This window comes from Gemmatirosa kalamazoonensis, assembly GCF_000522985.1.
Taxonomy (GTDB): domain Bacteria; phylum Gemmatimonadota; class Gemmatimonadetes; order Gemmatimonadales; family Gemmatimonadaceae; genus Gemmatirosa; species Gemmatirosa kalamazoonensis.
This window is the reverse complement of sequence record NZ_CP007129.1, coordinates 739306-757718: the sequence shown is the minus strand read 5'-3', so window position 1 is coordinate 757718 and position 18413 is coordinate 739306. Positions and strand designations below refer to the sequence as shown.

Genomic DNA, 18413 nt, shown 5'->3' with positions numbered 1-18413 from the left:
GCTGGTATGCGGCGGGGTGAGATGAAGGTGCACCCTCAGACGTCGGGCCGCACCTCCAGCGCCGCGACCCAGAACCGCTCTCCCTCATCCGTCCACAGCCGCGCGACCGAGAACCCCGCGCCCGACGCCAGCGCGTCCAGCCGCTGTCGATCGTACTTGTACGAGCTCTCCGTCCACAGCGTCTCGCCGCGCGCGAAGTGGAACGTCTGCCCCGCGACGTGCACGCACTGGTCGGCCGTGCTCACGAGGTGCATTTCCACGCGGCTCGCCTCGTCGTTCCACACCGCGCGGTGGCGGAAGCGCGCGAGATCGAAGTCGGCGCCGTACTCGCGGTTCAGCCGTGCGAGCATGTTGCGGTTGAACGCCGCGGTGACGCCCTGCGCGTCGTCATACGCAGCATGCAGCGTCGCGGCGTCCTTGCGACGGTCGACGCCGAGGATCAGCAGCCCGTCGCGGCCGAGCGTGCGGCGCACGCGGCGGAGGAACGCCGTCGCTTCCGGCGGGTGGAAGTTGCCGATCGTGGAGCCGGGAAAGAACGCGACGCGCCGCGCGCGCTGCGGCAGGTCGGGGATGACGACCGGCGCCGTGTAGTCGGCGCACACCGGCAGGATCGGCACGGTCCGGTACTCGGCCGCGAGCTCGCTGGCGACGCGCGCGAGCTGCTCGCGCGAGATGTCGATCGGCACGTAGGCTGCGGGATCCTCCATCGCGTCGAGCAGCAGACGCACTTTCACGCCGGCGCCGCTGCCGTACTCGACGAGCGCCGCGCGCGGTCCCGCGAGCGCCGCGATCTCGCCGACGTGGCGGCGCAGGATCGTGAGCTCGGTGCGCGTGAGGTAGTACTCGTCCAGCTCGCAGATCCGCTCGAACAGCTCCGCGCCCGCGGCATCGTAGAACAGCTTCGGTGGGAGCGTCTTCGGCGAGCCGCGCAGGCCGGCGAGGATCTCGACGAGCACCGGGTCGTCGCCGAGTGGACGGGCGAGCGGCGCGGTCACGGCTCCCCCGCGAGTCGCACGCCGGTGAACTGCCACCGCGCGTCCGACGGGAAGAAGTTGCGGTACGTGCGCCGCGCGTGCGACCGCGGCGTGGCGCACGACGCGCCGCGCAGCACCCACTGGTCGCACATGAACTTGCCGTTGTACTCGCCGATCGCGCCGGGCGACGGTCGGAACCCCGGGTACGCCACGTACGCGCTCCCCGTCCACTGCCACACGTCGCCGTAGAGCTGCGCGAGCCCGACGTCGTTAGGCACGCTCGGCGCCGGCCCGGGATGGAAGCGGCGCGCGTCGACGAAGCGGCCGTCGACCGGCACGCGCTCGGCCGCGACCTCCCACTCCGCCTCCGTCGGCAGGCGATGGCCCGCCCACCGCGCGAACGCGTCCGCCTCGTAGTAGCTCACGTGGCACGCCGGCTCCGCGAGGGCGAGCGGCGCGGTGCCGGCGAGCGTGAACTCGGTCCAGCCGTCGGGCGTGCGCTCCCAGTACAGCGGCGCCTCCCAGCGGCGCTCCTGCACCGTGGCCCACCCGTTCGACAGCCACAGCTCGGGCTTGCGGTAGCCACCGTCGTCGACGAACGCGAGCCACTCGCCGTTCGTCACGCATCGCGACGCGAGACGGAACGCGCCGACGAGCACGCGGTGCGCGGGCGTCTCGTTGTCGAACGAGAAGCCGGGCCCGGCGAAGCCGACGTGGTGCACGCCCTCGTCGAACGATGCCCAACGGAGCGGCGCCGCCGCGGCGCGCTCCGGCACCCGCGGGAGATACGCGGGGCGCAAGGGGTTCATCCAGAAGACGTGCTTGATGTCGGTGACGAGCAGCTCCTGATGCTGCTGCTCGTGGTGCAGCCCGAGCTCGATCACGCCGTACGCCGGATGCGACGCGTCGTCGCCGACCTCGGCGAGTAGGCGGTGCATCGCGGCATCGACGTGCGCGCGATAGGCGAACACCTCGGCCACCGTGGGGCGGGTGACGATGCCGCGTTTCGCGCGACAGTGCCGCTCGCCCGCCTGCACGTAGTACGAGTTGAACAGGAACGCGTAGCGCGGGTTCGGCGAGACGTACGCGTCGTCGTTCGGTGCGAGCACGAACGTCTCGAAGAACCAGCTCGTGTGCGCGAGGTGCCACTTCGTCGGGCTCACGTCGGTCATCGTGCTGACGACGTAGTCCTCCGTCTCCAGCGGCGCGCACAGCGCTTCGGTCTGCGCGCGCACGGCGGCGTAGCGCTCCGCGAGCGTCGCGCCGGCCGGTGGGGCGGCGACCGGTCCCACGTCGACCACGGTCATCGGTGCTCCTCGAGGGCGGGATGAATCAGAATACCGCGCCAGGCGCGAAGGTTCCCGGGCGCGCAGTATCGGACGGGAGCCGCGGTTCGTGCAAGGTGTGCACGAATGGCGCCGCCCCGTAACGATTCCGTCGCGTGCCCGCGCGACGCGTGGCGCGATCCCTGCAGCCCGGTCAGCTTGCGTTGGACGTCCGTCATGACACCCCGCTCACGCCGCGCCTCGCATCGCCATGCCGCTCCAGCAACAGCAGCACCCACGACCACGGACGCGATCGGGTTGAGCAGTGTGAGCTGCACGCAATCTCGCCCTCGCGTCCGACGTGGACGCGAGGGCGATTCGATTTTCTGGAGGCTGCCTCATGCGCAAGCGCTATCTCTTCGTCAGCGATTTCGATCAGACGCTCAGCTTCGACGACTCGGGGCACACGCTGAGCCGGATGCTCGGCATCGACGGCTTCGACGCGAAGGTCGCCGGGCTGTCGCGGCTAAACCTCGTGCAGGAGGGTGCGGAGCTGACGTACCTGCTGCGCCACGATCCGGAGTACCGACGCGTGCGACGCGCCGACCTCTCCGCCGCCGGCGCGGCGATCCGGCTGAAGGCCAACATCGCGCTGCTCGCCGAGTGTCTCGCGTCGGGGATCGAGGGCTTCCACTTCGACTTCTACGTCGTGTCCGCCGCGCCGGAAGAGGTCGTGCACGCCGCGCTGCGCGACCTCGTGCCGCCCGACCACATCGTCGCCACGCGCTTCGGCTACGACGCGGTGTCGGGGGAGATCGAGTCCGTCGAGCGCGTGGCCGCCGGCTATGGCAAGGTGACCGCGGTGGAGGAATTGCGCCTCGCGCTCAACATCCCGACCGACCGTGTGGTGTACGTCGGCGACGGCTCGTCGGATCTGCACGTGATGCTGCACGTCAACCGTGGCGATGGCCTCACGATTGCCGCCTCCGAGGCGCGGCACATCGCGCAGATCGCGCGGCGCACGGTGGTGAGCGACGACGCGCTGAGTGTGCTCGTGCCGGTCCTCGAGGAGCTGGCCGGCTATCCGCGCGCCCAGATCCGCCGGCTGCTCGAGCGGCACGGCGTGACGATCCAGGAGTGGGGCCGCGTGCGCACGGACTGGCTCACGTTCCGCGACGGCGCCGAGCCGCCGCCGACCGAGCTCTCCGCATGACGGGCGGCCCCTCGGCGCGCCCGCCGCTGCTCGGCACGGTGGCGGGCGTGCTGACCGTCGCGTCGTTCGTGCCGCAGGTCGTGCGCGCGTGGCGTACGAGGCGCACGCGCGACCTGTCGCTCGGCACGTTCGCGCTGCTCATCACCTCGGGCACCCTGTGGATGATCTACGGCGCGCTCGCCGCTGACTGGCCGGTGGTGGCGACGAACGGCGGCATGGTGGCGCTGAACGCGGCGCTCGCGGCGGCGAAGATCCGCTACCGTTAGGCAGCGCGTCAGTCCGGCGGCCCGTCGGCGCAGCGGCCGGTCAGCGCGGCAGCCGCATCGCGTCCAGCAGCGCCTGGAACCGCGGCATCGCGCGCATCGGGTCGAAGATGGGATTTACCGCGAGGTACGCGAGCCATCCGCGGCGCTCGGCGTGCGCGCGCTCGGCCCAGTCCAGCGCCGCGTCGTACTCGCCGAGGCCGATGTGCACCGCGGAGATGGCCGCGGGGGAGACGTACTCGCGCGCGTGTCGCTCGAGCAACGCGTCGCGCACCGCCAGCGCCTCGTCGCGCTCGCCGGCGCGGGCGAGCGCGTAGCCGAGCGTGGCGGTCGTGAACGTGCCCGCGCCCGGCATCTGCTGCGCGCCGCGCAGCACCATCACCGACTCCTCGTGCTTCCCGTCGAACGCGAGCGTGAGCCCGAGCACGCGGAACGTCTCCTCCGCCGTCGGGTTCATCTCGATCGCGCGCGCGAGATGCCGCCGGGCCTGGTCGAAGCGGCGCGCGTAGCAGTGCACCCACCCCGCGCTGCGCCGCGCCGAGACCGAGCCTGGGTCGAGCTCCAGCGCGGTGTGCGCCTCGATGAGCGCGTCCTCGCTGCGGCGCTGCGACACGAGCAGCGTCGCGTACCACTGATGCGCGGGGCCGTAGCCCGGGTCGAGCTCGATCGCGCGGCGGAACTCGCGCTCGGCGCCCGCCCAGTCCCAGTCGTAGATGAACAGCCGCCAGGCGAGCGACGCGTGCGCCTCGGCGAGGCCGTCGTCGAGCTCGATGGCGCGGCGCGCGTACGCGTTCGCGCGGGCGAGGCCGTCGGCGACCGGCACGCTGCGGTAGTCGACGTGCAGCGCGTACGCGTCGGCGAGGCCGGTGTACGCGAGCGCGTAGTTCGGGTCCTCCGCGATCGCGCGCTCGAAGTACTCGATCCCCTCGGCCACGCCCTCCTGCGTGCGCTTGCTGAGCGCGAAGCGGCCGCGCAGGTAGAGGCCGTACGCGGCGAGGTTGCGCGTGTAGTGCTTCCGCCGCGGATCCTCGAGGTCGGCGAGCCACGTCGCGCGCAGCGTGGTGACGATCGTCTGCGCGATCTCGTCCTGCACCGCGAAGACGTCGTCCGCGTCGCGGTCGTAGCGGCGCGACCAGAGCAGCCGGCCGTCGTCGGTGGAGGTGAGCTGCACGGTGACGCGGAGGCGCGACCCGGCCTTGCGCACGCTGCCCTCGAGCACCGCCGACGCGCCGAGCAGCGCGCCGATCGCGCGCACGTCGAGCGGCTTGCCCTTGAGCGCGAACACCGACGTGCGCGACGCGACGCGCAGCCCGTCGAGCTTCGCGAGCGCGTCGATCAGCTCGTCGGTGATGCCGTCGCTGAGGTACTCGTTCTCCGGGTCGGGGCTCGCGTTCACGAACGGGAGCACGGCGACGGTGCGCGTGGCGACGAGCGCGCGACGCGTGGCGGCTCCGGCGGCGGCGCCGGCCTGCAGCGCGGCGATGAAGTCCGCGGCGCTCGGGTGGCGCTGCTCGGGGGCCTTCGACAGCGCCTTCGCGAGCGCCTCGTCGATGCCGCCGGGAGCGTCCGGGCGCGCGGTGCGCACCGACGGCGGCGGCGCGGTGACGTGGCGCGCCATCGTCGCGCGCGCGTTCGGTCCGCGGAACGGCGGCTCGCCGGCCAGCATCTCGTAGACGACGCACGCGAGGCTGTACACGTCGCTCGCCACGCCGACGTCGCGCTCGCCGCTCGCCTGCTCGGGGCTCATGTACTCCGGCGTGCCGAGCGTGAAGCCGACGTCGGTGATGGCGTTCGCGTTAGGCGCGCGGGCCCCGTCCTCGTCGCAGGCCGTGCGCGCGCGCGCGACGCCGAAGTCGGCGAGGAGCGCGTGCCCATCGGCGAACAGGATGTTCTCCGGCTTCACGTCGCGGTGCACGAAGCCGGCGCGGTGCGCGAAGTCGAGCGCGGTGCCGATGTCCGCCGCGATGCGGAGCGCGTCGGCCACGGGAAGCGCGCCCTCGCGCACGAGCCGGTCGCGCAGCGAGCCCCCAGTGACGTACGGCGACACGTAGTACAGCAGCGACGCGCCGCGCGGATCGCGCTCCTCGCCCGAGTCGATGAGCGGCACGACGTGCGGGTGCGTGAGACGCGCGACGATGCCGATCTCGCGCAGGAACCGCTCGGCCCCCACCGACGCGGTGAGATCGGGGCGCAGCACCTTGATCGCGACCTGGCGCCCGTGCTTGCGCTCCTCCGCCAGGTAGACGGTGGCCATGCCGCCGCGCCCGATCTCGCGCTCGATCGCGTACCGTTCGGCGAACGGCGCGCCGGGCGCGAGCGGCGAGTGATCGAGCGGCGGGGCGGGTGGGGATTCCATCGGGACGCAGGGGTTCCGATGAAATATACCTCTCCGCGGAAAGCGGAAACGGCGGAAAGGGCCGAAATTGCGGATGGCCTCGTGCCGGAGCGTGGAGGCGATCCGCCGTTTCGGCCCCTCTTCCGTCGTTTCGCCGCCGCAGGCGGCCGCGCCTAACGAGGTGCCTTGCTCGCCGGCGCCCGCAACCACTCCACGAGGATCGCGCCCGCGCGGTGCTGCCGTCCGAACTGGAGGTTCTCCTCGGCCGTCGTGATGCGGCGCACGCGGGCGACCTCGTTCACGCGCACTTCGCGCAGCGCGTCGAGGCCGCCGATGAACATGCCGTTCGCGTACACGCCGACCGGCTCCGCGGCGCTCGTCGCGAGCGACGTCACGGTGAACGGTGGATTGCCCACGGTGGGCCAGTACGCGTTCACCGCGTCGAACAGGAAGTCGTACGGCGTGCGACGCAGCGCGCTCGCGTCGAGCGTGCGCAGGGTGGTGCCCGGCGTCGCCGTCGGCGCGCGCCTCGGCGCGACGTCATAGGACGCGTAGCGGGACGCACCGGTGGCGCAGGCCGTGAGTGTGGCGAGCGCGGTGAGCGCGGTGCACGCGGAGAGGACCCGCGCGAGGTGCTGGGCGTGCGTGCGGGTGCCCAACGCCGGCCGCGGCGCGGAAGACGGGACCATGATGCCCTCCATCAGACGACACGAAGTCGAGTGTGCGTTCGCGCGACGTACGCGGCTGTCGCGTGCGTCATCGCGAACCTCGAGGGCTGCCCGGCCGGGGAGCTCGTGCGTCATTGGACAAAGTCGCGCGTCGACCGGTTGCCGTCCTAACGGCCGCGCGCCGGCCGATGTGACGAACGGTGTGGGTCGCGGTGCATGGGTCGCCGTCACACGGTCGCCATCGGCGCGCGCCGAGGGGATTGCCGCGCCTCGTACCGCGAGCGACTCTCCCGAGAGCGACACCGGGCGTCCCGAAACCGAACTCGGCCGGCCGCGAACCTCGCCGGCCCCCCGGGGTACGCGCGGGAATCGTGAGGGCGCCGGCCGCGGGCGGTGGGCAACGCCCGGTCCGTGCCATACGTCTTAAGGAGACGGCTGCACCACGGCGGCCGTCGAATGCGATCCGGGCCATCAGCGATGACCGTGAGCCTCGACCGGGCACTCGAGCTGCTGCTCAAGTACCGTCCCGCGCTGTACGCGCAGGGACGCCTGGCGTTCGACGCGCCGCGTCCCGCGGCGTGGGCGCTCGCGCTCGTCGGCACGGTGCTCGTCGCGGTCGCCGTCACCGCGTATCGCGGCGGCGCGCTCCGCGTCGGATCGACCGTGGGATCCCCCGTGAGGCGCCGAGCGCACCCGCTGCTCGCCGCGCTGCGCGCCGCGGCGATCGTGCTGCTCGTCGTCTGCCTGCTGCGCCCCGTGCTCGTGCTCGACGCGGCGGTGCCGCGCCGCAACACCGTCGCCGTGCTGGTGGACGACTCGCGCTCCATGCGCGTGCGCGACTTCGACGGGCGACCGCGCGCCGACTTCGCGCGCGCCATGCTCGGCAGCGCGTCGCCGCTCCGCCGCGCGTTAGGCGAGCAGTTCGCCGTGCGCGTCTACCGCTTCTCGGACGTCGCCGCGCCGGTCGACAGCGTCGGCGCGCTGGCGTTCGCGGGCGACCGCACGCGCCTCGGCGCCGCGCTCGACCGCGTGCGCGAGGAGCTCGACGGCGTGCCGCTCGCCGGCGTGGTGGTCGTGAGCGACGGCGCCGACGGCGCGCCGTCCGCGCTCGCCGACGCGACGACGGCGCTCCGCGCGCGCGGCACGCCGGTGTTCGCCGTCGGCGTGGGCGCCGAGGCGACGGGGAAGGACGTCGAGGTGCGACGCGTGGAGGCGCCGCGCCGCGCGCTCAAGGGCTCCACCGTCGCGGTCGACGTCGTGCTCGCGCACCGCGGGCTGGCCGGCGACTCGGCGGCGGTGCTCGTCGAGGAGGACGGGCGCATCCTCGCGCGCCGCGCGGTCGTGCTGCCTAACGCGGGCGATGCCGTGTCGGTGCGCGTCCCGCTCCCGCTTCCCGACGCCGGGCTGCACCGCCTCACGGTCCGCGTGCCGCCGGTGGGTGGCGAGCCGGTGGCGGAGAACAACGCGCGCGATCTCCTGCTCGACGTGCGCGACGAGCGCGAGCAGGTGCTCTACTTCGAGGGCGAGCCGCGGTTCGAGGCGAAGTTCCTGCGCCGTGCGGTGGCCGACGATCAGGGGCTCCGCGTCGTGCTCCTGCAGCGCACCGCCGAGGGCAAGTACCTGCGCCTCGGCGTCGAGGACAGCCTCGATCTCGTGGGCGGGTTCCCGACGAGCCGCGACGTGCTGTTCAAGTACAAGGCCGTCATCCTCGGCTCCGTCGAGGCGAGCGCGTTCACCGTCGAGCAGCTGCGCATGCTGGCCGATTTCGTGAGCGTGCGCGGCGGGAGTCTCGTGCTGCTCGGCGGCCGCCGCGCGTTCGCCGAGGGGGGGTTCGCCGGAACGCCGCTCGAGGAGGCGATGCCGGTGGTGCTGGAGCGCCCGTTAGGCAGCGCCGGCTCCGACCGCATCCCGGCCACCGAGGTCGCGGTGCGGCTCACGGCCGCCGGGGCCGCGCACGTGCCGCTGCAGGTCGCCCCCGACGAGCGCGCGTCGCTCGAGCGGTGGCGCACGCTCCCGCCGCTCACGACCGTGAACCTCGTGAAGCGCGTGCGCCCCGGCGCGACGGTGCTGCTCACGGGCCAGACGAGGGACTCCACCCGCGGCGGCGACGACCGCGTCGTGCTCGCCTACCAGCGCTACGGGCGCGGCAAGGTGGTCGCGTTCCCGGTGCAGGACACGTGGCTGTGGCAGATGCACGCGAGCATCCCCGTCGAGGACATGACGCACGAGCTGCTGTGGCGGCAGCTGCTGCGGTGGCTCACGGCCGACGTCCCGCGGCCCGTGGAGGTCGTCGCGTCGGACGACCACCCGGCGCCCGGCGAGACGGTGGAGCTGCGCGCGAGCGTGCGCGATTCCCTCTACGTCCCGGTGAACGGCGCGAGCGTCGTCGCGCGCGTGCAGGGGCCGACGGGCGCGGCGAAGGACGTGCCGCTCACGTGGAGCGTGGCGCGCGACGGCGAGTATCGTGGCTCGTTCGTCGCCGCGGAGGCGGGACCGTACACGGTGACCGCCACGCGCGGCGGCCCCGACTCCGCCGCGATCGACCTCGACGCGATGCCGTCGCGGGAGGAGTACTTCGAGTCGGCGCTGCGCGCGCCGCTGCTGCGCCAGCTCGCGACGCAAACGGGAGGCCGCTACTACACGCCGGCCACCGTCGGTTCGCTCCCCGAGGATCTGCGCTACGCGAAGGGCGGCGTCACGGTCACCGAGCGCAAGGATCTCTGGGATCTGCCGGCGACGTTCCTCCTGCTCGGCGGACTGCTCGCCGGGGAGTGGGCGCTGCGCCGCCGCGAGGGGCTCGCGTGAGAGGGCGCCTAACATGGTTGGGCGTGCTCGCCGCGACGTCGGTCGTGGCCGTGGCGCATGCTCAGCGACCGGGACTCGGGACTCGGGACTCGGGACTCGTGGGCGGTCAGCGCACGAGTCCCGAGTCCCGAGTCCCGGGTCCCGGCACCGCGCATGTCGTGATCGTCGTCGGCGCGTCGGGTGAGCCGCAGTACGCCGACGCGTTCCATCGCGCCGCGGCGCAGATCGACAGCGCGGCGCGCACGCGCTACGGCGTCCCCGCCGCGGAGGTCGTGTGGCTGGCCGAGGACACGACGCGCGCGCGCGCGGGCGCATCGCGGCGCGCTCGACGCGCGAGAACGTGGAGCGCGCGTTCACCGATCTCGCCGCGCGCGTCGCGCCCGGCGACCAGGTGTGGGTCGTGCTCGTCGGCCACGGCAGCTCCGAGGGCGACGCGCCGCGCTTCAACCTGCCGGGCCCCGACATGACCGCCGCCGACTTCGCGCGGCTGCTCGCGCCGTTCCGCCAGCAGTCGGTCGCGTTCGTCGACGCGTCGAGCGCGAGCGCCGACTTCGCGAAGGCGCTCGCCGGCCCGAACCGCGCGATCGTCACCGCGACGAAGGCCGCGGGCGAGCGCAACGCGACCCGCTTCGCGCGCTACTTCGCCGCCGCGCTCGCGACCGGCGCCGCGGACCTCGACAAGGACGGCGGTGTGTCGCTGCTCGAGGCGTTCACGTACGCGCAGCGCGAGACCGCGCGCTCGTACGAGGTGGAGAACCGGCTGCAGACCGAGCACGCGCAGCTCGACGACGACGGCGACGGCAACGCGTCCACGACGCCGTCGGTCGACGCGCCGGACGGGCGGCTGGCGGCGTCGCTCGTGCTGGGCGGCGTCCCCGCGTCGGCCGACCCGCGCGTCGGGCCGCTCGTCGCGAAGCGCCGCGCGCTCGAGCTGCAGGTGGCCGACCTGCGCCGCCGCCGCGCGTCGATGGACTCCACCGCGTACTGGCAGCAGATGGAGACGGTGCTCGTGGATCTCGCGCGCACCGCGCACGCGGTCCGCGCGGCGGGCGGGGTGCAGCCATGAAGCGCCTGCTGCTTCTTCTCGTGAGCGCGGCCGCGTCGACGGCTGCGGCGCAGCCGCCTAACGCGCCGGCCGACACGTCGAACGCCGCGCTCGCCCGCGCGGTGTCGTCGGCGCTGCAGTCGCGGCAGTTCGACGCGCCGACGCTGACCGCCGCGAACCGCGCCGTCGCCGAGAAGCGCTGGGCCGACGCGCTCGGCCTCCTGCGCGACGCGGCGGACCGCGGCGACGCGGCCGCGCGGCTGGCCTACGCGCGCGCGTTCGCCGACGCGGGGCTCGATGCGCGTGCCGAGGCGGACGCGCGCCGCTGGGCCTCGCCGGCCGCGCTGGGCGAGCTGCTCCTCCAGCGAGGCGCGCGCGACTCGGCGCGCCTCGCGTTCGAGCGCGCGCTCGCGGCGCGGAGCGACGACTCGCTGACCGCACGCGTCGGCATCGCGAAGCTCCAGAGCGAGAGCGGCGCGCGCGACTCCGCTCGCGCGCAGCTCCGACGCGTGGTCGGCGCCGCATCGGCCGGCGCGCGGCTCACGGGAACCCAGTGGCTCGCCGTCGGCGACGCGCAGCGCATGCTCGCGCGCGAGGAGTCGGCGCGCTATCGGTTCGCGCTCCAGGCCTACGACCGCGCCGCTGCCGATGCGCCGGCGGACCCCGAGCCCAAGCTCCGCGCCGGCGACCTGTTCCTCGAGAAGTACAACGCCCCCGAGGCGCGCAAGTCGTTCGAGTCGGTGCTGCGCGCGAGTCCCACGAACCCCCGCGCGCTGCTCGGTCTCGCGAAGGTGCTCGACGCCGACGGCGCGCCGGGCGCCGTCGCGCTCGCCGACTCGAGCCTCGGGAGCAACCCGCGCTACACCGACGCGCTGCTGTTCGTCGCCGCGGCGCGACTCGACGCGGAGGACTACATCGCGGCCGAGGCCAGCGTGCGCCGCGCGCTCGCCGTCGACTCCACGTCGCTCGACGCGCTCACGCTGCTCGGCGCCGTGCGCTACCTGCAGGGCGACCGCGCGGGGCTCGACGATGTCACGCGGCGCGTGCTCGCGCGCGACCCGAAGCACGCGGAGCTGTTCGCCACGCTCGCCGAGCTCGCGGCGCGCCATCGCCAGTACGCCGCCGCGGCGCGCTTCGCGGAGCGCGGCGTCGCGCTCGACTCCGCGTCGTGGCGCAGCCACGCGCTGCGCGGCATCAACCAGCTGCGGCTCGGCCACGTCGACTCGGCGCGCGCGAGCCTCGAGGTCGCGTTCAAGGGCGACCCCTTCGACGTGTGGACGAAGAACACGCTCGACCTGCTCGACGCCGCGAAGAGCTACCGCACGAGCCGCACGCCGCACTTCGAGATCGTCGCCGACAGCACCGAGGCCACGCTGCTCTCGCTCTACCTCGGCGACCTGCTCGAGCGCGGCTACACGGAGTTCGCGAAGCGCTACGCGTACACGCCCACGCGCCCCGTGCGCCTCGAGCTGTATCGCACGCACGCCGACTTCTCCGTGCGCTCGGTGGGCCTGACGGGGCTCGGCGCGCTGGGCGTGAGCTTCGGGCCGGTGCTCGCGATGGACGCGCCGTCGGCGCGCGCGGCGGGCGAGTTCCACTGGGGCGCCACGGCGTGGCACGAGCTCGCGCACACGTTCACGCTGGGCGTCACGGAGGACCGCGTGCCGCGGTGGCTCTCCGAGGGGCTTTCGACGCTCGAGGAGCGGCGGGCGCGCCCGGGCTGGGGCGAGGGCCCGACGCCGGCGTTCCTCGCCGCGTACGCGCAGGGCAAGGTGCCGCCGCCGAGCCGGTTGAACGATGGGTTCGTGCGGCCCGCGTTCCCCGAGCAGGTGCTGTTCTCGTATTACGCCGCGTCGCTGCTGTGCGAGCTCATCGAGCGCGACTTCGGGCCCGGCGCGGTGAACGCGCTGCTCGGTGCGTACCGCGACGGCCTCGCCACGCCGGCCGCCGTGCAGCGTGCGCTCAAGGTCGACCTGCCGACGCTCGACGCGCGCTTCGATCAGTACGTGAAGCAGCGCTTCGCGACCGCGATCGGGGCGGCGCTCGGCGGCACGTCGGGCCCGTACGTCACGCGGCTCGACTCGGCGGAGGCCTTCGTCGGCGCGCAGCAGCCCGACTCGGCGCTCCGCGTGCTCGAGCGCGCGAAGGCGATCTTCCCCGACTTCGCGTCGGGCGAGGACAACGCGTACTGGCGCATCGCGGCGATTCGCGAGGCGAAGGGGGACGTGAAAGGCGCGGCCGCGGAGCTCGCGCAGCTCACCGCGCACAACGCGTCGCACCTGCCCGCGCAGCTCAAGCTCGCCGAGCTGCGCGCCCAGGTGGGCGACACCGCGGGTGCCGCGAAGGCGCTCGAGGAGTCGATCTGGATCTCGCCGTACGACGCCGCGGTGCACGACCGTCTCGCGACGTTCGCCGCGCGGCTCGGCGACCGCGCGGGCGAGGTGCGGGAGCGGCGCGCGATCCTCGCGCTCGCACCCGTCGACGTGGCCGGCGCGCGGTACCAGCTCGCGCGCGCCCTGTTCGACGCGGGCCAGCGCGACGAGGCGAAGCGCGAGGTGCTGCGGTCGCTCGAGCGCGCGCCGACGTTCGCGCCGGCGCAGGAGCTGCTGCTGCAGCTCGTGGGGGGCGGGCAATGAGAATGCGCGAGACCGTCGTCGCGCTGTGCGCGCTCACGCTCGCCGGCGGCGCGCTGCTCGCGCAAGGGCGCTTCCGCGGCAGCTTCGCCCCCGTCGACGAGGAGAGCCTGATCCACAACGTGCAGTACGACGGCCGCTTCACGTTCGCGCGCGTGCGCTACGTGACGGGCGACGGCGGCTACTACTACCGCGGCCTGCCCGCGTGGGCGCACGGCTTCCCGCGGGCCGAGCGCGACCTCATGCAGATCCTCGGCGAGGTGAGCGACATCGCGCCGCGCATCGAGGAGAGCAACGTGCTCGCGGTGAGCGACCCGGAGTTCTTCAAGTACCCCGTCGCGTACATGACCGAGGGGGGCTTCTGGATGATGAGCGACAGCGACGCGGTGTCGCTGCGCGGGTGGCTGCAGAAGGGCGGCTTTCTCATCATGGACGACTTCCGCGACGGCGGCTTCGGCCGCGGCGGCGGCGGGTGGGCCCACGTGGAGTCGAACATGAAGCGCGTGCTCCCCGACGCGCGGTGGGTCGACCTCGACCCGTCGATGCCCGTGTACCACTCGTTCTTCGAGATCCCGTCGCTCGGCATCGTGCCGCAGTCGTACGACGCCGGACGGCCGATCTTCCGCGGCATCTTCGAGGACAACGACCCGACGAAGCGCTTGATGGTGATCGCGAACTTCAACACCGACGTCTCCGACTTCTGGGAGTTCTCGGCGACGGGGTCGTACCCGGTGTCGGAGTCGAACGAGGCGTACAAGCTGGGCGTGAACTACGTGATCTACGGCATGACGCACTGAAGACGCTGCGTGGCTGCGTGGCTGCGTGAGCCGTTACGCAGCCACGCAGCAACGCAGCAGAGAATGAACTCTCCTTTCGAGGGACCTAGTGACGACCATCCCCGCCGAGCGACCGAAGCTCGAGACGCAGCAGGACGACGTGGCCCTCGCCGAGCGACTGCGCACGGCGCGCGACGCGATCATGAGCGAGTTGCGGCACGTGATCGTCGGCCAGGAGGAGGTCATCGAGCAGGCGCTGGTCGCGCTCTTCTCGGGCGGCAACTGCCTGATCCTCGGCGCGCCGGGGCTCGCGAAGACGCTGCTGGTGCAGACGCTGTCGCGCGTGCTCGACCTCACGTTCTCGCGCATCCAGTTCACGCCGGATCTGATGCCGAGCGACATCACGGGCACCGACATCCTGCAGATCGACAACGCCACCGGGCATCGCTCGATGGTGTTCGCGCCGGGGCCGATCTTCGCGAACGTGGTGCTCGCCGACGAGATCAATCGCACGCCGCCGAAGACGCAGGCCGCGCTGCTCGAGGTGATGCAGGAGCACCGCGTCACGGTGCAGGGGCGCGTCTATCCGCTCGCCGAGCCGTTCCACGTCTTCGCGACGCAGAACCCCATCGAGCTCGAGGGAACGTACCCGCTTCCCGAGGCGCAGCTCGATCGCTTCATGTTCGAGATCGTCGTCGACTACCTGTCGGAGGACGACGAGGTGCAGGTGGTGCGCTCGACGACGGCGCCCGCGGCGGGCCGGCTGCGTCCCGTCGTCACCGGCGACGAGCTGCTCGCGTTCCACCAGCTCGTGCGCCGCGTGACCGTGTCGGACGCCGTGGCGCGCTACGCCGTGAACCTCACGCGCGCGAGTCGCCCCGCCGAGGCGTCGGCGCCGGACGAGGTGAAGCGCTACGTCGCGTTCGGCGCGAGCGTCCGCGCGCCGCAGCAGCTCGTGCTCGCGGGCAAGGCGCGCGCGCTCATGCACGGGCGCTACCACGTCGGCTTCGAGGACATCCGCGCGCTCGCCCGGCCGGTGCTGCGGCACCGCATCATCATGAACTTCCACGCGCAGTCCGAGCGCGTCACCACCGACAGCGTCATCGAGCGGCTGCTGAAGGCCGTGCCGGTGCCTGCGGGCTCGATGTAGTGGTCTCACGCGGAGACGCGGAGGACGCGGAGAACTTCAAGGACACTGTCGTTCGTTCTTTCCGCGTTCTCCGCGTCTCCGCGTGAGAATCGACAAGCGAAACCACAGCCGCCTCATGCCGACGCAACGACCGCAGCGCAACACGAAGGCCGGCCTCGAGCTGCTCGATCCGAACGTCCTGTCGCGGATCGGCGGGCTGGAGTTCGTCGCGCGCTCGGTGGTGGACGGGTTCCTCGGCGGCATGCACAAGGCCCCGACGTTCGGCTCGACGACGGACTTCGCCGAGCACCGCGGCTACATGCCCGGCGACGACCCGCGCCGCGTCGACTGGCGGCTGTTCGGGCGCAGCGACCGGCTGCACGTGAAGGAGTACGAGGCCGACTCGAACGCGAGCGTCGCCGTCCTCCTCGACGTGTCGCGGTCGATGGACTACAGCGGCGCGCGCGAGCGGATCCGCAAGATCGACTACGCGCGCATCCTCGCCGCGTCGATCCTGTGGCTCGCGCGGCAGCAACGCGACCGCGTGGGGCTCGTCACGTTCGACGCGAAGATCCGCGACTACGTGGCGCCGAGCGGCAAGCACCTGCCGATGGCGCTGCACGTGCTGGAGCAGACGAAGCCGAGCGGCGAGGGGGAGCTCGGCGCGCCGCTGAAGGCGGCCGCGGAGCACTTCCGGCGGCGCGGGATCCTCATCGTCATCTCCGACCTGTACCACGAGCCGTCGGCCGCGATCGACGCCGTGCTGCAGCTTCGCAACCGCGGCAGCGAGCTGCTGCTGCTCCACGTGCTCGACCCCGCGGAGCGCGAGTTTCCGGCGGGCGATCTCACCGGGCTGCAGGACCTCGAGACCGGCGAGACGCTCCCCGTCGTCGCGCGCGCCATGCGCGACGAGTACCGCGCCATGGTGGCCGAGCACGTCGCGGAGCTCGAGCGGCTCGCCACGACGCGCGGCGTGACGTACGCGCTGTGCGAGACCACCGCGCCCCCGGGCGACGCGCTCGCCCGCGTGCTCGCCGCGCGCGAGCGGCTCGGGCCGGTGAGGTGACGCGCATGCAGATGGCTCTTCGTTTGAACCGCAGAGGACACAGAGGACGCAGAGGAAACCAACAAGCGTCGTTCTCCTCCGTGTCCTCTGTGTCCTCTGTGGTTCGAGAAAAGAGAAGAGAGCAGTCCTCCGCGGCCCTCTGCGTCCTCTGCGGTTCGATGAAGAGGCACCGATGCCGTTAGGCTTCCTCGCCCCCTTCTTCCTCGCCGGCCTCGCGCTCATCGCGGTGCCGGTGCTCGTGCACCTCACGCGCCGCGACCGCGCGACGCCGACGGCGTTCCCGTCGCTGATGTTCGTGCGGCGGCTGCCGCAGCCGACGACGAAGCGGCGCCGCCTGCGCGACCCGCTGCTGCTGCTGCTGCGCGTGCTCGCGCTCGCGCTGCTCGCGTTCGCGTTCGCGCGCCCGCTGCTCGACCGCGCGCGGCGCGGCGTGCTCCCGGGCGCCGGCGGACGCGAGCTCGTCGTGCTGCTCGACCGCTCCTACAGCATGGGCACGCCCGGCCGCTGGGATCGCGCGCAGGACGCCGCGCGCCGCGCGCTCGCGACGCTCGGCCCGGCCGACCGCGCGAGCGTGGTGCTGTTCGACGCCGGTCCGGCGGTCGCGGCGGAGCACGTCGGCGCCGCCGCCGCGCGTGCGGCCGTCGACAGCGCGCACGTGGGGAACGGGCCCACGCGCTACGCGCCCGCGCTCGCCCGCGCCGCGCAGATCCTCGCCGCGTCGCCGCTGCCCCGCCGCGAGGCGCTGCTCGTGAGCGACTTCCAGCGCGCGGGGTGGCACGCGAGCGCCGCGGCGCGGCTCCCCGACGGCGCGCGGCTCACGTGGGCGGACGTCGGCGGCGCGGCGCCGAGCGACGTCGCGGTGGCCGGCGTCGACCTGCGGCGCGAGACGACGCCGGAAGGGGAGCGCGTGCGCCCGGTCGCGCGGGTCGTGCTGCCTAACGGCGGTGCGCCGCGCACGGTGCCCGTGTCGCTCGCCGTGAACGGCCGCCCCACGCAGACCATCGCCGCGCGCGTCGCACCGGGCGGCGCGGCGAGCGTCACGTTCGACCCGATCCCCGTGCCGCCGGGCTGGTCGAGCGGCACGGTGATGCTGCCCACCGACTCGCTGCCGGCCGACGACCGCTTCCACTTCACGTTCGCGCGCGGGCAGACGCTGCGCGTGCTGCTGGTGCGTGGCGAGGGACACGACGGCGACGCCGAGCTGTACCTGCGGCGCGCGTTGGGCGTCGGCGACACGCCCCCGATCGGCGTCGACGTCGCGTCGCCGTCGGCGTTAGGCGCTGGGACGCTCGCCGGGCACGCGCTCGTCATCCTGCACGACGCGCCGGTGCGCGGCGCCGGCGGACGCGTGCTCGCCGACTGGGTGCGGCGTGGCGGCGGGCTGCTCGTCGCGCTCGGCGAGACGAGCGCGCCCGAGGCGTGGGAGCCGGCGCTCGCCGAGCTGCTCCCCGGGCGGCCCGGCGCCGTGGTGGATCGCAGCGACGTCGGCGGCGCGCACCTCGCGTCGTACGAGCGCACGCATCCCGCGCTCGCCGCGTTCGCCGCGCCGCACAGCGGCGACCTCGCGCTGCCGCGGGTGCTGCGACGGCGTGCGCTCACGCTCGCCTCCGACGCGCAGGTGCTCGCGCGCTTCGAGGACGGCGCGCCGGCGCTCGTCGAGCGGCCGGCGGGGAAGGGGCGCGTGCTGCTGTGGGCGTCGACGCTCGACAACTGGTGGACCGACCTGCCGCTCGACCCCGTGTACGTGCCGCTCGTGCGGCAGCTCGCGACGCACACCGCGCGCGTGCTCCCCGCCGCGCCGGCGTACCTCGTCGGCCAGACGATCGACCCGTCGTCGGTCTCCGACGACGCGGCGCCCGAGTGGGTCGTCGAGTCGCCGAGCGGGCGTCGGCAGCACGTGGGCGCGGACGGCATCCCGGGGCTCGCGACGCTCGCGGAGCCTGGCGTCTACCGCGTGCGGCCTAACGGCAGCCGCAACGACGCCGGGGTGCTGCTCGCCGCGAACGTCGATCCCGCCGAGGCCGACCCGACCCGCGTGCCGCCGGCGGAGATCGCCGCGGCCGTGGGCGATGGATCCAACGCGCCCGTGGCCGCCGCGCCCGCCGAGACCCGCGCCGAGCGCGAGGCGCGGCAGTCGCTGTGGCGTTATCTGTTGATCGCGATGCTCGCCCTGCTCGTCGCCGAGACCGTGGTCGCCAGCCGGCGGCCTCGCCTCGCGCGCTGAGAGCATTCAGGGAGGAC

The 18413-nt window shown here is 73.6% G+C and carries 14 protein-coding genes; 9 read left to right on the top strand and 5 right to left on the bottom strand.

The genetic code is table 11. The annotated features are described in order from the left end of the window. Nucleotides 1-35: 35 nt before the first annotated feature. Both egtD and egtB read right to left on the bottom strand, forming a co-directional pair. The gene (gene egtD, locus J421_RS26210; RefSeq protein WP_025414086.1) at nucleotides 36-995 is read right to left on the bottom strand and encodes an L-histidine N(alpha)-methyltransferase; all 960 of its coding nucleotides are present in this window, start codon (nucleotides 993-995) and stop codon (nucleotides 36-38) included. Further along, nucleotides 992-2281 (bottom strand): ergothioneine biosynthesis protein EgtB, encoded by a 1290-nt coding sequence (egtB, locus tag J421_RS26205; protein WP_025414085.1) that lies wholly within the window; start codon nucleotides 2279-2281, stop codon nucleotides 992-994. The genes egtD and egtB overlap by 4 nt, the downstream gene beginning before the upstream one ends. 358 nt (nucleotides 2282-2639) lie before the next feature. Here egtB and J421_RS33130 point away from each other — a divergent pair, with 358 nt between their 5' ends. Both J421_RS33130 and J421_RS33125 read left to right on the top strand, forming a co-directional pair. Further along, nucleotides 2640-3452 carry a haloacid dehalogenase-like hydrolase gene (locus J421_RS33130; RefSeq protein ID WP_025414084.1) on the top strand — a complete coding sequence of 271 codons (813 nt, stop codon included), beginning with the start codon at nucleotides 2640-2642 and terminating at the stop codon, nucleotides 3450-3452. Beyond that, nucleotides 3449-3718, top strand: coding sequence for a SemiSWEET family sugar transporter (locus J421_RS33125; protein ID WP_025414083.1), 270 nt, complete (start codon nucleotides 3449-3451; stop codon nucleotides 3716-3718). Before J421_RS33130 ends, J421_RS33125 begins: the two co-directional genes overlap by 4 nt. A 40-nt stretch (nucleotides 3719-3758) precedes the next feature. Here J421_RS33125 and J421_RS26190 read toward each other — a convergent pair whose 3' ends face one another. Further along, on the bottom strand, nucleotides 3759-6071 hold the full coding sequence (locus tag J421_RS26190; RefSeq protein ID WP_025414082.1) for a serine/threonine-protein kinase: 2313 nt from the start codon (nucleotides 6069-6071) through the stop codon (nucleotides 3759-3761). A 152-nt stretch (nucleotides 6072-6223) separates the two neighbouring features. Further along, nucleotides 6224-6739: a hypothetical protein gene (locus tag J421_RS26185; protein ID WP_148306545.1), complete on the bottom strand. Its 516-nt coding sequence runs from the start codon at nucleotides 6737-6739 to the stop codon at nucleotides 6224-6226. Between the two features lie 462 nt (nucleotides 6740-7201). Here J421_RS26185 and J421_RS26180 point away from each other — a divergent pair, with 462 nt between their 5' ends. After that, a complete protein-coding gene (locus tag J421_RS26180) occupies nucleotides 7202-9523 on the top strand; it encodes a VWA domain-containing protein (RefSeq protein WP_158508910.1) in 2322 nt (773 codons plus the stop codon). A gap of 106 nt (nucleotides 9524-9629) precedes the next feature. Here the strand turns inward: J421_RS26180 and J421_RS33120 are convergent, their stop codons facing one another. Further along, nucleotides 9630-9767 carry a hypothetical protein gene (locus J421_RS33120; protein WP_158508909.1) on the bottom strand — a complete coding sequence of 46 codons (138 nt, stop codon included), beginning with the start codon at nucleotides 9765-9767 and terminating at the stop codon, nucleotides 9630-9632. A 30-nt stretch (nucleotides 9768-9797) separates the two neighbouring features. On the opposite strand from J421_RS33120, the gene J421_RS26175 reads away from it, so the two are divergent. The 6 genes from J421_RS26175 to J421_RS26150 all read left to right on the top strand — a co-directional run bounded on the left by J421_RS26175 (nucleotide 9798) and on the right by J421_RS26150 (nucleotide 18396). Then, on the top strand, nucleotides 9798-10589 hold the full coding sequence (locus tag J421_RS26175; RefSeq protein WP_025414079.1) for a hypothetical protein: 792 nt from the start codon (nucleotides 9798-9800) through the stop codon (nucleotides 10587-10589). Further along, entirely contained in the window at nucleotides 10586-13204 is a 2619-nt protein-coding gene (locus tag J421_RS26170) for a tetratricopeptide repeat protein (RefSeq protein WP_025414078.1), read from the top strand. Before J421_RS26175 ends, J421_RS26170 begins: the two co-directional genes overlap by 4 nt. Then, nucleotides 13201-13998 (top strand): DUF4159 domain-containing protein, encoded by a 798-nt coding sequence (locus J421_RS26165; protein ID WP_104023312.1) that lies wholly within the window; start codon nucleotides 13201-13203, stop codon nucleotides 13996-13998. The genes J421_RS26170 and J421_RS26165 overlap by 4 nt, the downstream gene beginning before the upstream one ends. A 97-nt stretch (nucleotides 13999-14095) precedes the next feature. Then, nucleotides 14096-15127: an AAA family ATPase gene (locus J421_RS26160; RefSeq protein WP_236646376.1), complete on the top strand. Its 1032-nt coding sequence runs from the start codon at nucleotides 14096-14098 to the stop codon at nucleotides 15125-15127. A gap of 115 nt (nucleotides 15128-15242) precedes the next feature. Further along, nucleotides 15243-16172, top strand: coding sequence for a DUF58 domain-containing protein (locus tag J421_RS26155; RefSeq protein ID WP_025414075.1), 930 nt, complete (start codon nucleotides 15243-15245; stop codon nucleotides 16170-16172). A gap of 172 nt (nucleotides 16173-16344) precedes the next feature. After that, nucleotides 16345-18396 (top strand): BatA domain-containing protein, encoded by a 2052-nt coding sequence (locus J421_RS26150; protein ID WP_025414074.1) that lies wholly within the window; start codon nucleotides 16345-16347, stop codon nucleotides 18394-18396. Nucleotides 18397-18413 lie beyond the last annotated feature (17 nt).

Coding starts and splice junctions, on each gene's coding strand:
- egtB (WP_025414085.1), bottom strand. CDS start 2,281: ATGACCGTGGTCGACGTGGGACCGGTCGCCGCCCCACCGGCCGGCGCG.
- J421_RS33130 (WP_025414084.1), top strand. CDS start 2,640: ATGCGCAAGCGCTATCTCTTCGTCAGCGATTTCGATCAGACGCTCAGC.
- J421_RS33125 (WP_025414083.1), top strand. CDS start 3,449: ATGACGGGCGGCCCCTCGGCGCGCCCGCCGCTGCTCGGCACGGTGGCG.
- J421_RS26190 (WP_025414082.1), bottom strand. CDS start 6,071: ATGGAATCCCCACCCGCCCCGCCGCTCGATCACTCGCCGCTCGCGCCC.
- J421_RS26185 (WP_148306545.1), bottom strand. CDS start 6,739: ATGGTCCCGTCTTCCGCGCCGCGGCCGGCGTTGGGCACCCGCACGCAC.
- J421_RS26170 (WP_025414078.1), top strand. CDS start 10,586: ATGAAGCGCCTGCTGCTTCTTCTCGTGAGCGCGGCCGCGTCGACGGCT.
- J421_RS26165 (WP_104023312.1), top strand. CDS start 13,201: ATGAGAATGCGCGAGACCGTCGTCGCGCTGTGCGCGCTCACGCTCGCC.
- J421_RS26155 (WP_025414075.1), top strand. CDS start 15,243: ATGCCGACGCAACGACCGCAGCGCAACACGAAGGCCGGCCTCGAGCTG.
- J421_RS26150 (WP_025414074.1), top strand. CDS start 16,345: ATGCCGTTAGGCTTCCTCGCCCCCTTCTTCCTCGCCGGCCTCGCGCTC.